The organism is Pseudaquabacterium inlustre (genome assembly GCF_038066595.1).
Classification (GTDB): domain Bacteria; phylum Pseudomonadota; class Gammaproteobacteria; order Burkholderiales; family Burkholderiaceae_C; genus Pseudaquabacterium; species Pseudaquabacterium inlustre.
Map to the genome: position 1 here is coordinate 235,886 of NZ_JBBUTH010000003.1, position 15,083 is coordinate 250,968.

Annotated in this window: 12 protein-coding genes; 8 read left to right on the forward strand and 4 right to left on the reverse strand. The window is 72.0% G+C overall.

What is annotated here, in order from left to right; all coding sequences use genetic code 11:
* Positions 1 to 15: 15 nt before the first annotated feature.
* Both AACH10_RS06370 and ychF read right to left on the reverse strand, forming a co-directional pair.
* Entirely contained in the window at positions 16 to 3,303 is a 3,288-nt protein-coding gene (locus AACH10_RS06370; RefSeq protein ID WP_341409528.1) for a CHASE domain-containing protein, read from the reverse strand.
* 67 nt (positions 3,304 to 3,370) lie between these two features.
* Positions 3,371 to 4,465, reverse strand: a complete 1,095-nt coding sequence (gene ychF, locus AACH10_RS06375; RefSeq protein ID WP_341409529.1) for a redox-regulated ATPase YchF — start codon at positions 4,463 to 4,465, stop codon at positions 3,371 to 3,373.
* Positions 4,466 to 4,628: 163 nt separating this feature from the next.
* On the opposite strand from ychF, the gene AACH10_RS06380 reads away from it, so the two are divergent.
* From AACH10_RS06380 to AACH10_RS06405, 6 genes are all read left to right on the forward strand, one after another.
* Positions 4,629 to 5,771, forward strand: a complete 1,143-nt coding sequence (locus AACH10_RS06380; protein WP_341409530.1) for an FAD-dependent monooxygenase — start codon at positions 4,629 to 4,631, stop codon at positions 5,769 to 5,771.
* 31 nt (positions 5,772 to 5,802) lie between these two features.
* A complete protein-coding gene (locus tag AACH10_RS06385; protein WP_341409886.1) occupies positions 5,803 to 6,525 on the forward strand; it encodes a DsbC family protein in 723 nt (240 codons plus the stop codon).
* Between the two features lie 185 nt (positions 6,526 to 6,710).
* Positions 6,711 to 7,181 (forward strand): DUF3429 domain-containing protein, encoded by a 471-nt coding sequence (locus AACH10_RS06390; RefSeq protein WP_341409531.1) that lies wholly within the window; start codon positions 6,711 to 6,713, stop codon positions 7,179 to 7,181.
* Positions 7,182 to 7,209: 28 nt separating this feature from the next.
* Entirely contained in the window at positions 7,210 to 8,994 is a 1,785-nt protein-coding gene (locus AACH10_RS06395) for a M61 family metallopeptidase (protein ID WP_341409532.1), read from the forward strand.
* Positions 8,987 to 10,183: a DUF3108 domain-containing protein gene (locus AACH10_RS06400; protein WP_341409533.1), complete on the forward strand. Its 1,197-nt coding sequence runs from the start codon at positions 8,987 to 8,989 to the stop codon at positions 10,181 to 10,183. Before AACH10_RS06395 ends, AACH10_RS06400 begins: the two co-directional genes overlap by 8 nt.
* A 67-nt stretch (positions 10,184 to 10,250) precedes the next feature.
* Positions 10,251 to 11,033: an enoyl-CoA hydratase gene (locus AACH10_RS06405; RefSeq protein ID WP_341409534.1), complete on the forward strand. Its 783-nt coding sequence runs from the start codon at positions 10,251 to 10,253 to the stop codon at positions 11,031 to 11,033.
* Between the two features lie 22 nt (positions 11,034 to 11,055).
* On the opposite strand, the gene AACH10_RS06410 is transcribed toward AACH10_RS06405, so the two are convergent.
* The gene (locus AACH10_RS06410; protein WP_341409535.1) at positions 11,056 to 11,646 is read right to left on the reverse strand and encodes a pyridoxamine 5'-phosphate oxidase family protein; all 591 of its coding nucleotides are present in this window, start codon (positions 11,644 to 11,646) and stop codon (positions 11,056 to 11,058) included.
* Positions 11,647 to 11,777: 131 nt separating this feature from the next.
* Complete coding sequence (gene lysS, locus AACH10_RS06415; protein ID WP_341409536.1) at positions 11,778 to 13,328, reverse strand: lysine--tRNA ligase; 1,551 nt, start codon at positions 13,326 to 13,328, stop codon at positions 11,778 to 11,780.
* Positions 13,329 to 13,413: 85 nt separating this feature from the next.
* Here lysS and AACH10_RS06420 point away from each other — a divergent pair, with 85 nt between their 5' ends.
* Both AACH10_RS06420 and AACH10_RS06425 read left to right on the forward strand, forming a co-directional pair.
* Positions 13,414 to 14,484, forward strand: a complete 1,071-nt coding sequence (locus AACH10_RS06420) for a Gfo/Idh/MocA family protein (RefSeq protein WP_423228567.1) — start codon at positions 13,414 to 13,416, stop codon at positions 14,482 to 14,484.
* 2 nt (positions 14,485 to 14,486) lie between these two features.
* Positions 14,487 to 15,080 (forward strand): acyltransferase, encoded by a 594-nt coding sequence (locus tag AACH10_RS06425; RefSeq protein ID WP_341409537.1) that lies wholly within the window; start codon positions 14,487 to 14,489, stop codon positions 15,078 to 15,080.
* Positions 15,081 to 15,083: the final 3 nt, after the last annotated feature.

Below are 15,083 nucleotides of genomic sequence, written 5' to 3' on the forward strand. Positions count from 1 at the left end.
GGGCCTTGACCCAGGTCAGGCGGCCAACTGGGCGTCCAGCACTTCCAGGAAGCGCGCCAGGTCCAGCGGCTTGGTCAGGTAGTGCCGTGCGCCGCTGGCCAGCGCCTGCTGCACCCGCGCCGGCGTGGCGTCGGCCGACAGCGCCACCACCGGCACGCGGGCGCAGGCCGGGTCGGCCTGCAGGCGCTGCAGCAGCGCCAGGCCGTCGATGTCGGGCAGGTGCATGTCCAGCAGCAGCAGGTCGGGCGGGTCGCGCCGCACCGCGTCCAGGCCCTCCAGGCCCAGCGTCGACACGCTCAGCCGCACCTGCGGGCGCTGCAGCAGCACGCCGCGCAGCACCTCGACATTCGTCTCGTTGTCCTCGATGTAGTGCACATGGCGCTGGCGGTAGGCCGGCTGCGGGGCATCCAGCGGCGACGGCGCGGCGCCCGGGCTGACGGCCGGCGCCTGCACGGCCGAGGGCAGGCGCAGCACGAAGGTGGCGCCGGTGGCGCCCGGTGCACCTTGTCCGCGCTCGGCATGCAGGCTGCCGCCCATCAGCTCGGCCAGCCGACGGCTGATGACCAGGCCGATGCCGGTGCCTTCGACGCTGCCATGCTCGCGGCCCAGACGGTTGAAGGGCTGGAACAGCTCGGCCATCTGCGCCTCGCTGAGGCCCAGGCCGGTGTCGCTGACGCGCAGCTCGACGCCGCGGCCGCCGTCGAGGGCTTGCGACGCGATGCGGATGCGGCCCTGGTCGACGTTGTACTTGACGGCATTGCTCAGCAGGTTGGTCAGCACCTGGCGCAGGCGTGTCTCGTCGGCCAGCAGTTCGGGGGTGTCGTCGGCCAGCTGCAGGTCGATCTGGATGCCGCGCTGTGCGGCGGCGGTCTCGACCATCGCGACGCAGTGGTGCACCAGCGGCGCCAGGGCCACCACGCCGGGCTGCAGGCGCAGCTCGCCGGCCTCGATGCGCGACAGGTCCAGCGTGTCGTTGATCATCTCCAGCAGATGCCAGCCGGCGCGCAGGATCTGCGCCGCCCAGCCGGCCTGGTGCGGGGCCAGCGGCTGGCGGCGGTCCAGTTCCAGCAGCTGCGCGAAGCCCAGCATGGCGTTGAGCGGGGTGCGCAGCTCATGGCTCATGCGCGAGAGGAACTCGCTCTTGGCCAGGTTGGCCGATTCGGCGCGGGCACGGCCCTGCTCGGCCTCCTGGCGGCGGCGCTGGTCGGTGATGTCCTCCATCACCGCCACCAGGCGCTCGGGGCGGCCCACGGCGTCGAGCAGCACGCTGCAGCGTGCCTGCACCCAGGCCTCGGGCGCGGGCGCGGGCGCGGGCGGGTTCAGCCGCGCGGGGGGCCAGGGTGCGACCGGCCCGCCCCGCAGCAACTGCGCCAGGCGGGCCGCCGCGGCCGGCTGGTCGTCGGGATGCAGCAGCTCGGGGATGCGGCGCTGCGCCAGCGTGTCGGCGTCCAGGCCGGTCATCTCGCGCAGCCGCGGGTTGGCCTCACGGATGCGTCCGTCCAGGTCGGCGTAGATGATGCCCACCGGCGCCTGGTCGAAGATGTTGCGCAGGCGCCGCTCGCTGTCGCGCAGCGCGCGCTCGGTGCGCTCGCGCTCGGCCACCTCGTGCTCGAGCTCGGTGGTGCGTTCGGCCACGGCGGCCTCGATGCGCCGTGTGCGCCCGGTCACCACCAGCAGCAGCACGGTCAGCACCCCGGTGGCCAGCAACCCCACCAGCGAGAACAGCCAGGCATTGCCGCGGCCGGCGTCGGGCACCTCGGCGGCCGGCGCGCTGAGCACCAGGTCCCAGTGGCGGCCGGCAAAGGCCAGGGCCCGGTGGTGCACCAGGCGGTCGCCGATCGCCGCGGTGCCTTCCGGCCGGCCGGGTGTGGTGCCGGATGTGGTGCCGGGGGTGGCACCGCTCACCTGCTCGCAGCCGCTCGGGCCGGCCAGGCGGCGGCGCGCGATCGTGGGGTCGGTGTCGATCAGGCACCAGCGCAGGTAGGGCAGGGCGCCCTGGCGCGCGGCGTCCAGCACGGCCTGCATGCGCAGCGTCACGAACACCATGCCGCGCAGCGCGGCGCGGCGGCTGTCGGGCTGGGCCAGTGCACCGTCGGCATACAGCGCGCGGTAGACGACCACGCCGCTGTCGTCGCCGGGCACCTGCGTCAAGGCAAACGGTGCGGTGGCGGCGGCGCTGTCGGTGCGCGTGGCGCGGTCGATGGCGGCCCGCGCCGCCGGCACGCTGCGCGAGTTGACGCCCAGCGCCGCGCCATTGCGGTCCTCGGGCTCGATGTAGCGGATGACCATCAGGTCGTCGGGCGCCTCGGCGGCGGACACCGGCGTGCCGTCGCTGCGTTCGAACACGTGCAGCGCGCGGCCGTCCTCGCGGTGCACGCGGGCCTCGAAACGCGCCACCTCGCTGCGCTGCACGCGCTCGGCATGGCCGATGGCCTGCACCGGCAGCGACATCGCCAGCCACGGGGCCGTGGCGCGGCGCATCTCCAGCACCGACACCTGGTCGGAGGCCAGGAACACGCCGCGCACCGCCTCCAGCGTGTGCAGCGAGGCCAGCAGCTGCGTGTCGAGCGCGGCCGTGGCCTGCGAGGCGTCGCGCTCGAACACGCTGCGCACGCGCAGCGCGTCCCAGCGGGCCACCACCACCGTGGCCAGCGCCAGCAGGACGCCGGCCACCAGCAGCGGCAGCACCAGCGTGAGCCGCCGCGCCGCCCAGTCGGCGCGCGGCCGGCCGATCCAGGCCAGCGCCACCGGGGTGCCGATCAGCACGCCCAGCGCATCGCCCAGCCACCAGGTCCACCAGGTCACCAGGCGGTCGTCGGCGCCCAGCACGCCCCCCAGGCTCAGCGCGGTGGTGGCGATGCTGGGGTTGAGCGTGCACGCCAGGGCTGCGCTCAGCAGCGCGAAGACCAGCACCTCGCGCGGCTCGGTCAGTGCCGGCGCTTGGGTGCGCCCGCGCATCAACAGCCAGCGGCCGGCCAGCGCCTGCAGTGTGGCCCCGGCCGCCACGGCCAGCGCCATCAGCCAGCCGGCCAGCGTGGTCCAGGCCGGCGTGCCGCCCAACTGCATCTGGATGGCCCAGGCGCCCAGGGCCACGCCCACCACGGCAGCCCGGCCATGCACCAGCAGGGCCGCCAGCGCCAGGCCGGCGGGCGGGAACAGCGGCGACGCGTTGGACGGTGCCACCGCCAGCATCAGGGCCACCTGCCCCAGCAGCCAGTAGCCCAGGGCGGTGGCCAGCGCCACCCGCCAGGCACCGCCGGTGGCGGTGTCCTTGGGAGCGGGGGAGGCGGTACTGCGACTCACGGGTGGCTGCCGTCCGGTGGCGGACCGAGCCCGTGCCGGGCCCGCCGTGGCGGGTGCCAGCCCGGGATCAGACGTTGAACAGGAAGTTCATCACGTCGCCATCCTTGACGACGTATTCCTTGCCTTCGGCCCGCATCTTGCCCGCATCCTTGGCGCCTTGCTCGCCCTTGTAGGCGATGAAATCGTCGAAGGCGATGGTCTGGGCGCGGATGAAGCCGCGTTCGAAGTCGCCGTGGATCACGCCGGCGGCCTGCGGCGCGGTGTCGCCGATGTGGATCGTCCAGGCGCGCACTTCCTTCACACCGGCGGTGAAGTAGGTCTGCAGGCCCAGCAGGCGGAAGCCCGCGCGGATCAGGCGGTTCAGGCCTGGCTCGTCCTGGCCCATCTCGGCCAGGAACAGCGCCTTGTCCTCGTCGGACATCTCCGACAGGTCGGCCTCGGTCTTGGCGCAGATGGCCACCACCGGCGCCTTCTGCGCCTCGGCATAGGCCTTCAGGCGGTCGAGCAGCGGGTTGTTCTCGAAACCATCTTCCGCCACGTTGCCGACGAACATCGCCGGCTTGGCGGTGATCAGGCACAGCGGCTTCAGGATGGCCAGCTCTTCCTTGCTGAAGTCGATGCTGCGCACCGGCTTGGCCTGGTCGAGGGCAGCCTGGCACTTCTCGAGCACCTTCACCAGCGCGGCGGCGTCCTTGTCGTTGCCCGAGCGGGCGGCCTTGGTGTAGCGCTGCAGGCTCTTTTCCACCGTGCCCAGGTCGGCCAGGCACAGCTCGGTCTGGATGACCTCGATGTCGGCGATCGGGTCGACCTTGCCGGCCACGTGGATGACGTTCTCGTCCTCGAAGCAGCGCACCACGTTGACGATGGCGTCGGTCTCGCGGATGTGGCTGAGGAACTGGTTGCCCAGGCCCTCGCCCTTGCTGGCACCGGCCACCAGGCCCGCGATGTCGACGAACTCGACGATGGCCGGCACGATGCGCTCGGGCGAGATGATTTGGGCCAGCTGGCCCAGGCGCGGATCGGGCACCTCGACCACGCCCACATTGGGCTCGATGGTGCAGAACGGGTAGTTCTCGGCGGCGATGCCGGCCTTGGTGAGGGCGTTGAACAGGGTGGACTTGCCGACGTTGGGCAGGCCCACGATGCCGCATTTGAGGCTCATGGGGGGCTTTCGACTGGAGGCGCGGGCCCCCGGATGCAAACCGTGGATTTTAGGCGGTCGGGTTCACGGGGCGCTGACAGGTGGGCCGCCGGCCCCGGATGGCCGGCCGATCGCCGCCTGTTCGCGCCTTGGGGGCATGGGGCGGCTTCCTACAATGAGGCCGATGAATTCCTGTGATGTGTGCATCCGCGGCGGCGGCGCGGTGGGCCTGGCGCTGGCGCTGTCGCTGGCGCGGCAGGGCCTGGCCGTGGGCGTCGTGGGGGCGCCGGCGGTGGCCGACGCGGCCGCCGTGCCGGCCCGGCCCGATGTGCGGGCCTATGCGCTCAACGACCGCTCGCGCCGCCTGCTGACCACGCTGAAGGTGTGGGATGCGTTGCCGCCCGACGCCGTGACGCCGGTGGACGACATGCGCGTGCACGGCGACGCCGCCGATGCCGCCGGCGCCCGCGGCGCCATCGCCTTCTCGGCCTGGCAGCAGGGCGCCGAGGCGCTGGCCTGGATCGTCGATGCCGCGGCGCTGGAGCAGGCGCTGGCCACCGCGGCGCGCTTCGCACCGCACCTCGCGTTTCTGGATGCGGCACCGGCCGGTGTGCCGCTCACCGTGCTGGCCGAAGGCAAGGCCTCGGCCAGCCGCGAGGCGCTGGGCGTGCGCTTCGAGCGCCACCCCTACGGCATCACCGCGCTGGCCGCGCGCCTGGTGGCCAGCCAGCCCCACCAGGGCGTGGCGCGGCAGTGGTTCCGCTCGCCCGATGTGCTGGCCCTGCTGCCCTTCGACCGGCCGCAGCCCGGCGCCAGCTACGGCCTGGTGTGGTCACTGCCCACGGCCCAGGCCGAGCACTGGCTGGCGGCCGAGCCGGCCGCTTTCGAGCAGGCACTGAACGAGGCCACGGGCGGTGCGGCCGGCAGCCTGACGCTGGCCAGCGAGCGCGCGGCCTGGCCGCTGATGCTGGGCCGTGCCGAGCGCCTGTGTGGCGACGGCTGGGCCCTGGTGGGCGATGCCGCCCATGTGGTGCACCCGCTGGCCGGCCAGGGCCTGAACCTGGGCCTGGCCGACGTGGCCGCGCTGGCCGAGGTGATCGCCCAGCGTGAGCCCTGGCGTGCGCTGGGCGACGCCACGCTGCTGCGCCGCTACGAGCGCCAGCGCGCCGGGCCGAATGCCGCGATGGCCCTGGTGACCGACGGCCTGCACCATCTTTTCGCACAGGATCAGCCGGTGCTGCGGGAACTCCGCAACCGCGGCATGACTCTGCTCGACCGCCTGGCGCCGATCAAGCGCCTGCTCACCCAACAGGCGCTCGACCGCTGACGCCACCCTCGAAAGCCCGCCGATGACCCCGATGCTTCCCCTGCTGCGCCGTTCGCTGGCCCTGCTGACGCTGGCCGCCGCGCTGCCGGTCATGGCCGACGAGGCCGCGATCCGCAAGAACCTGGCCGAGCGCCTGCCCAACTTTCCGAAGATCGACGAGGTCAGCAAGACGCCGATCCCCGGCCTGTACGAGGTGCGCCTGGGCACCGACATCCTGTACAGCGACGAGAACGGCAACCACCTGGTGCAGGGCTCGATCATCGACACCCGCAGCAAGTCCGACCTGACCCAGGCGCGCATCGACAAGCTCACCGCCATCGACTTCGCCAGCCTGCCGCTGAAGGACGCCGTGGTGCTCAAGCAGGGCAGCGGCGCACGCAAGCTGGTGGTCTTCGCCGACCCGAATTGCGGCTACTGCAAGCGGCTGGAGAAGGACCTGCTGGCGCTCAAGGACGTGACCATCTACACCTTCCTGTACCCGATCCTGGGGCCTGACTCCACCGCCAAGAGCAAGGACATCTGGTGCGCCAAGGAGCCGGGCAAGGTGTGGCGCAACTGGATGGTGGACGGCCAGGCCCCGGGCAAGGCCGCCGCCGGCTGCGACACCACGGCGCTGGAGCGCAATACCGAACTGGGCCGCCGTTACAAGGTGACCGGCACGCCGGCGGTGGTGTTCGAGGACGGCTCGCGCGCACCGGGCGCCATCCCCACGGCGCAGATCGAGGCCCGCATGGCCGCCGGCAAGAAGAGCTGACATGGTGCACCCGGCCGCCGGGTTCGGCGTCCACCCGCCGGGCGGTTTCCCGGGCCGGCTTGGGAGCGGCCCGGCGCTCGGCCCGCGTCGCGTGCCCTGTCCCACGGGTTCTCACCGCGCGGCGACAATGCGGAGGCGCTCGGCCTGAGCGCGCTCCGCCCAAGTTCCGCCAGAGGACATCCGCCGTGACCCGCGCCGCCCCCGCTCCGCACCTGCCCACCCCGATCTACGAGGCCCCGCTCACCGACACCGCCCGCTGGCTGGGCCACCTGGGCCTGGTGCCCTTCGTGCTGGGCGCGCTGCTGGTGTGGGTGGTCAACATCGAGGCCCACCCCTACGCCACGCTGGCGCTGTCGGCCTATGCGGCGGTGATCGTCTCGTTCCTGGGCGGCATCCACTGGGGCATCGCCTTCCGCCAGACGGCGCCCTCGGCCTCGCTGTTCATCTGGGGCGTGGTGCCCTCGCTGATCGCCTGGGTGGCGGTGATGATGCCGGCCAGCGCCGGCCTGGTGGTGCATGGCGTCATGCTGGCCGTGTGCTACGCGGTGGACCGCCGCGTCTACCCGGTGCAGGGCCTGCAGCGCTGGCTGACGCTGCGCTTCCGGCTCTCGGCCGTGGCCTCGGTGAGCTGCTTCATGGGCGCGGCAGGAACCTGATGCTGTTGAACGAAGCGCGCCGGCCGACATGATCTTTTACCGCGTCGACCTCGACGACCTGCACGGCCACCACTACCGCGTCACGCTCACCGTGCCGCAGCCGGGCGAGGGGCTGGAGCTGGCGTTGCCGGTGTGGATTCCCGGCAGCTACCTGGTGCGCGAGTTCGCGCGCCACCTGTCGGGCGTGCAGGCGATGCAGGGCCGCACCGCCTGGGACGTGCAGGCGCTGGACAAGGCGCGCTGGCGCGTCAGCCGGCCGGCCGGTGCGCCTGCCAGCCGTGCTGCGCTCACCGTCACCTGGCGCGTCTATGCCTTCGACACCTCGGTGCGCACGGCGTTTCTGGACGACCGGCGCGGCTTCTTCAACGGCACCGGCCTGCTGTTGCGCGTGGTCGGCCGCGAGGCCCAGCCGCAGCGCCTGAGCCTGGGCCGCCTGCCGGCCCACTGGGAGGTGGCCACGGCCATGCCCGCCGCGCCCGAAGGCCCGGCACGCGGCGAATCCGGCGCCTGGCTGGCGGCCGACTACGACGAACTGGTCGACCACCCGTTCGAGCTGGGCAGCTTCTGGCGCGGACATTTCAGCGCCGGCGGCGTGCCGCACGAGGTGGTGGTGGCCGGCGCCTGGCCGCGCTTCGACGGTGACCGGCTGCTGAAGGACACGCAGCGCATCTGCGCCGCGCAGATCGCGTTCTGGCACGGCGCCGATGCGCCGCCGCGCAGCGCGCCCTTCGGCCGCTACGTGTTCCTGATCAACGCGGTGGGCGACGGCTACGGCGGCCTGGAGCACCGCGCCAGCACCGCGCTGCTGACCAACCGCGCCGACCTGCCGGTGCAGGGTGCCGGCCACGGCGCGGCGGCCTCGGACGGCTACATCGGCCTGCTGGGCCTGATCAGCCACGAGTACTTCCACAGCTGGAACGTCAAGCGGCTGAAGCCGGCCGAGTTCGCCACGCTGGACTACCAGCAGGAGAACTACACCCGGCTGCTGTGGTTCTTCGAGGGCGTGACCTCGTACTACGACGACCTGATGCTGCGCCGCGCCGGCCTGATCGACGCACCGCGCTACCTCAAGCTGCTGGGCCGCAGCGTGGCCGCGCTGGCCGCCACGCCGGGCCGCCAGGTGCAGAGCGTGGCCGAGGCCAGCTTCGACGCCTGGGTGAAGTACTACCGCCCCGACGAGAACACGCCCAACGCCACGGTCAGCTACTACATCAAGGGCGCGCTGGTGGCGCTGGCGCTCGACCTCAGCCTGCGCCAGCGCGGCCACAGCCTGGACGACGTGATGCGCCGGCTGTGGCGCGACAGCGGCGGCGGCGCCATCGACGAGGCGGCGATCGGGGCCGCGCTGCAGGCCGTGGCCGGCCGCGCGCTGCAGCGCACGCTGCGCGCCTGGGTGCACGGCACCGATGAGCTGCCGCTGGCCGAACTGCTGGCCGCCACCGGCGTGACCTGCCGCGACGAGCGCGCCGGCTGGGCCGCATCGCTGGGCCTGAAGCTCAGCGAGGGGCCGGTCAGCGGTGTGCAGGTGAAATCGGTGCTGGCCGGCAGCGCCGCGGCGGCGGCGGGCATCAGCGCCGGCGACGAGTTGCTGGCCGTGGATGGCTGGCGCATCCGCCGCCTGGACGAGGCCCTGGCCTGGGTGGGCCGCGACGCGCCGTTCGACCTGCTGCTGGCGCGCGACCAGCGCGTGCTGAGCCGGCGCGTGCAGCCGTCGGCGGCGGCGGGCGGATACGCCACCACGCCCGCGCTGGCGCTGCATGACCGCCCGGCGCGCCATGCGCTGGCCCGGCGCCGCGCCTGGATCGATGCCTGAGCCCACGGCGCAGCGCGGCACCGGCCGGCGCTGGGTGCGGGCTGCGCTGACGCTGTCGGTGGCTACCGTGCACCTGCTGCTGCTGGACGAGGTGGCGCGCAGTCGGCTGAGCGATGGCGCGGGCCACAAGCTGCCGGCGCGCATCGAGGTGGCCTTCGTGCGCGAGCTGGCGCAGGCCGCGCCGCCCCCCGAGGCGCCGGCCCCGGCGCCCGCCGCCACGCCCGCGCCGCGGCTGCCGGCGGTGACGCAGGCCCCCCCCCGCCCGCCGCAGCCGGCGGCGTCGGCCCCCGCCGATGCGGCCTCGGCAGCGGTTGCGGCGGCTTCGGCCGCAGAGGCTTCCGCACTGGCACAGGCCCCGGCAGCCTCGGCCCCGGCGGCTGCCGCCGTGACGGTTGCCAGTGCCGCCACGGCCGCCAGCGCGGCACAGCCCACCAGCGCCTTGGCCGCCGCCATGCCCCCCGCCAGCGCGCCGGCCGTTGCTGCCGTGGCCTTGAGCCCTGCCGCACCGGCCGCATCGGCGGCCGTGGCCAGCTTCGACTGGCCGCCGTCCACGCAGCTGAACTTCAACCTGCTGGGCAACTACCGTGGCCCGGTGCAGGGCAGCGCGCGGGTGGAGTGGCTGCGCGACGGCAGCCGCTACCAGGTGCGCATGGAAAGCTCGGCCGGCCCGCTGTTCAAGCGCACCGGCATCAGCGAAGGCGAGTTGGGCGAGCGTGGCCTGACGCCGCGCCGCTTCTCCGGCGAGCAGAAGGTGCTGTTCGGCAATGCGCGGCGCTGGCAGCTGGGCTTCGGCCCCGAGCGCGTGACGCTGACCGACGGCCGCGAGGTGCCCGCGATGGCCGGCGCGCAGGACGAGGCCAGTCAGTACGTGCAGCTGACCTGGCTGTTCACCACCCAGCCCGAGCGGCTGAAGGTGGGGCAGTCGGTGGACATTCCGCTGGCCATCGGCCGCAAGCTCGAGCGCTGGACCTACGACATCGTCGAGGAGGAGCGCCTGCGCCTGCCCTTCGGCGAGGTGCCCACCTTCCACATCAAGCCGCGGCGCGAGGCCAGCGGCGGCGACCTGTCGGCCGAGATCTGGATCGCGCCCACGCTGCAGTACCTGCCGGTGCGCATCCTGCTGCGCCAGAGCGCCGAGGTGTGGGTGGACCTGACGCTGGCCCAGGCGCCGCTGCAGTCCAACCGGTGACCCCGGCCGTCAGGCCCATGCGTTAGATTGCCGGCAGCCAAGACTTTCCCCACCGAACCACCCCACCATGAGCTACGAAACCCTCCTCACCGACGTGCGTGGCGACGGCACGCGCCGCACCCTGCTGATCACGCTGAACCGCCCCAAGGCGCTGAACGCGCTGAACGACCAGCTGATGGACGAGCTGGGCGCCGCGCTGAAGGCGGCCGATGCCGACGCCGGCATCGGCGCCATCGTCATCACCGGCAGCGAGAAGGCCTTTGCCGCCGGTGCCGACATCGGCGTGCTGGCCCAGCATGACTTCGTGAAGGCCTACACCACCGACCTGATCACCCGCAACTGGGAAACCATCCGCACCATCCGCAAGCCGGTGATCGCCGCGGTGGCCGGCTTCGCATTGGGCGGTGGCTGCGAGCTGGCGATGATGTGCGACATCGTGATCGCCGCCGACACCGCCAAGTTCGGGCAGCCCGAGATCAAGCTGGGCATCATCCCCGGCGCCGGCGGCACGCAGCGCCTGCCGCGCGCGGTGGGCAAGGCCAAGGCCATGGACCTGGCGCTCACCGGCCGCATGATGGGCGCCGAGGAAGCCGAGCGCGCCGGCCTGGTCAGCCGCGTGGTGCCGGCGGACAAGCTGCTGGAAGAGGCACTGGATGCCGCCACGCTGATCTGCAACCTGGGCGTGGCCAGCGTGCTGGCGGTCAAGGAGAGCGTGAACCGTTCGTTCGAGGGCACGCTGGCCGACGGCATCATGTTCGAGCGCCGCCTGTTCCACGCGCTGTTCGGCACGCCCGATCAGATCGAGGGCATGGATGCGTTCCTGAACAAGCGCAAGGCGGAGTTCAAGTAAGCCGCTGCGGCCACTGCGGCCGCTACGGGGTCACCCAGCGGCCAGCGCCCTGGGCGTCGAACACCGCCCGGCGGTGGCCCTCGGCGTGCAGTTCCAGCCAGTCGATGCGCTCGACCGTCGTGAACACCACGGCGAAATGCTCGCGTGAATCGCGGTCGGGCGCCGGCGGTGCCTGGTGGGCCGGCGCGTCGAGCGCGGCGCCGGGCGGCAGCGGCGACAGATAGTCCTGCGCCGCCGGATGCATCTTCAGCCGCGCCCAGCGCGATGAGACGCCCAGGCCGCCGGTGTCCACCGCGGTGCGCGCGCGCAGCCTCAGCTGCCAGCCGAGCGCCGGGCTCCAGCACATCAGCGTGACCTGGGGCTGCGCCCGCAGTTGCGCCACCTTGGGCGAACGGCAGTCGGTGTAGAAGACCAGCAGTCGCGCGTCGATGTCCACCTCGCGCAGCACCACGGTGCGCACATCGGCCTGGGGCGGCTCACCCGGCGCAGCGGGCGCAGCCACGGTGGCCAGCGCCACCGTGCGCCAGGCATGGCCGCGCGTGCGCGCGGCGGAGTCCAGCTCGCGCCAGCAGGCCTGGAGAATGGCGTCCAGCGCCGTCAGCCGGGCGGTCATCGGTATCGTCTCCTCGATCCTCGGAGCCGGCCAGCGCCAGCACCTGCGTCGGGCCTGACTTCACCCGTGCCGGCGATTGTGCGGTGGCCGGCCAGCGCGAACGCTGACCCAGCGCAGAAAGCGCGTCGCGATCAGCCTTCCCGACGCAGCGCCGGGAACAGGATCACGTCGCGGATGCTGGGCGAATCGGTGATCAGCATCATCAGCCGGTCGATGCCGATGCCGCAGCCGCCGGTGGGGGGCATGCCGTATTCCAGCGCGCGGATGAAGTCGGCGTCGTAGAACATGGCCTCGTCGTCGCCCGCCTCCTTGTTGGCCACCTGGCTCTGGAATCGCGCGGCCTGGTCTTCGGCGTCGTTCAGCTCCGAGAAGCCGTTGCCGAACTCGCGGCCGGTGATGAACAGCTCGAAGCGCTCGGTGATGGCCGGGTTGCTGTCCGACGCGCGGGCCAGCGGGCTCACCTCGACCGGGTAGTCGATGATGAAGGTGGGCTGCCACAGCTTGTCTTCCACCGCGGCCTCGAACAGGCCGAACTGCAGCTGCGCCAGGCCCCAGTGCTTGGGCGGCTCTTCGCCCAGGCTCTTGAGCTTGGCGTGCACGGCCTCGGCGCTGTCGGCCTCGGCTTCGGTCAGGCCGGCGTGCACCACCAGCGAGTCACGCACGCTCAGGCGGGCGAAGGGCTCGTCCAGGTGCACCGGCTTGTCGGCGTAGGTGACGCGGGCACTGCCGGTGGCCGCCACCGCGGCATGGCGCAGCAGGGCCTCGGTGAAGTCCATCAGGTCGTGGTGGTTCCAGTAGGCCGCGTAGAACTCCATCATCGTGAATTCGGGGTTGTGCCGAACGCTGATGCCTTCGTTGCGGAAGTTGCGGTTGATCTCGAACACGCGTTCGAAGCCGCCCACCACCAGGCGCTTCAGGTACAGCTCGGGCGCGATGCGCAGGAACATCTCCTGGTCCAGCGCGTTGTGGTGGGTGATGAAGGGCCGCGCATTGGCACCACCGGGAATGGGGTGCAGCATCGGCGTTTCCACCTCCAGGAAACCGTGCTCGACCATGAAGCCGCGGATCGAGCTGACCGCCTTGCTGCGCGCGGCGAAGCGGGCGCGGGCGGTCTCGTCGGTGATCAGGTCGACATAGCGCTGGCGGTACTTCTGCTCCTGGTCGGCCATGCCGTGGAACTTGTCGGGCAGCGGCCGCAGGCTCTTGGTCAGCAGGCGCAGCGTGGTGACCTTGACCGAGAGTTCGCCGGTGCGGGTCTTGAACAGCGTGCCTTCGGCGCCGACGATGTCGCCCAGATCCAGGTGCTTGAACTGCTCGTAGGCGGCCTCGCCGACGCCGTCCTTGCTGATGAACAGCTGCAGCCGGCCCTGCTGGCCGACGGTGACGGCGCTGGTCGAGCCATCTTGAATGGTGGCGAAGCTGGCCTTGCCCATCACGCGCTTGAGCATCATGCGGCCGGCCACGGTGACGGCCACGGCCTGCGGCTCCAGCGCCTCGTTGTCCAGCGCGCCGTACTCGGCCTGCAGCGCCGAGGCGCGGTGCTGGGGCTTGAAGTCGTTGGGGAAGGCGACGCCGCGGGTGCGGATCGCAGCCAGTTTCTCGCGGCGCTCGGCGATCAGCTTGTTGTCGTCCTGATTGTGCGGATCAGGCAGGGGCGTGGTGGCCGGGGTCGCGGTGGTCATGGCTGCGGGGAGAAGTCGGGACAAACCCCGAATTGTAGGCGGGCGGTCGGCGATAATGCCCGGTTGACTTTCGCCCAGCGCGACCATGCACCTGACGCATCCCGCCATCACCGACCGCAAGATCCGCTTCGCGCTGGCCGGTTGCGGCCGCATCGCGGCCAACCACATGGAATCCATCGCGCGCCACGCCGAGCGTGCCGAGCTGGTGGCCGTGTGCGACACCGACCCCGCCGCGCTGGCGGCCGCCGTGCAGCGCACCGGTGCGCGTGGCTACGCCAGCTACACGCAGCTGCTGGCCGAAGCCGGCAGCCTGGGCGTGGACTGCGTGGTGCTCACCACCCCCAGCGGCCTGCACGCGCGCCAGGCGGCCGAGGCCGCCCAGGCCGGGCTGCACGTGATGACCGAAAAGCCCATGGCCACGCGCTGGAACGACGGCCTGGCGATGGTGAAGGCCTGCGATGACGCCGGCGTGCGCCTGTTCGTCGTCAAGCAGAACCGCCGCAACCGCACGCTGCAGCTGCTGCGCCAGGCCATCAACGCCGGGCGATTCGGCCGCATCTACATGGTGACCGTGAACGTGTTCTGGAGCCGGCCACAGAGCTACTACGACAGCGCCGAGTGGCGCGGCACCTGGGAGTTCGACGGCGGCGCGTTCATGAACCAGGCCAGCCACTACATCGACCTGCTCGACTGGATGATCGGCCCGGTGGAAAGCGTGATGGCCTACACCGGCACGCTGGCGCGCAACATCGAGGTGGAAGACACCGGCGTGGCGGCGCTGAAGTGGCGCAACGGCGCGATGGGCTCGGTCAACGTGACCATGCTGACGCACCCGAAGAACTTCGAGGGCTCGATCACCATCCTGGGCGAGAAGGGCACGGCGCGCGTGGGCGGCGTGGCGGTGAACAAGATCGAGCACTGGGAGTTCGACCAGCCGCACGAGATGGACGCGCAGCTGGATGACGCCAGCTACCAGACGACCAGCGTCTACGGCTTCGGCCACCCGCTGTACTACGACAACGTGATCCGCACGCTGCGCGGCGAGTGCGAGGCCGAGACCGATGGCCGCGAGGGCCTGAAGAGCCTGGAGCTGCTGATCGCGATGTACCGCTCGGCGCGCGATGGCCGCAAGATCAACCTCCCTCTCGAATATTGAGCATGGCGGCCACCACCATCCACCCCACCGCCATCGTCGACGAGGGCGCGCAGCTGGGCGAGGGCTGTCGCGTGTGGCACTGGGTGCACATCTCGGGCGGCGCGCGCATCGGTGCCGGCTGCTCGTTCGGCCAGAACGTGTTCGTCGGCAACGACGTGGCCATCGGCCACAACGTCAAGATCCAGAACAACGTGTCGGTCTACGACGCTGTGACGCTGGAGGACGATGTGTTCTGCGGCCCCAGCATGGTGTTCACCAACGTGTTCAACCCGCGCAGCGCGGTGGTGCGCAAGGCCGAGTACCGGCGCACGCTGGTCAAGCGCGGCGCCACGCTGGGCGCCAACAGCACCATCGTCTGCGGCACCACGGTGGGCGAATATGCCTTCGTGGGCGCCGGTGCGGTGGTCAGCCGTGATGTGAAGCCCTACGCGCTGATGGTGGGCGTGCCGGCCAAGCAGATCGGCTGGATGAGCCGGCATGGCGAGCGGCTGCCGCTGCCGGTCAGCGCGCCGGCCGGTCAGAGCGTTGAAGCGGCTTGCCCTGCCACCGGCGAGCGCTACCGCCTCGACCAGGAACAACTCACCCGGCTGGACTGAACC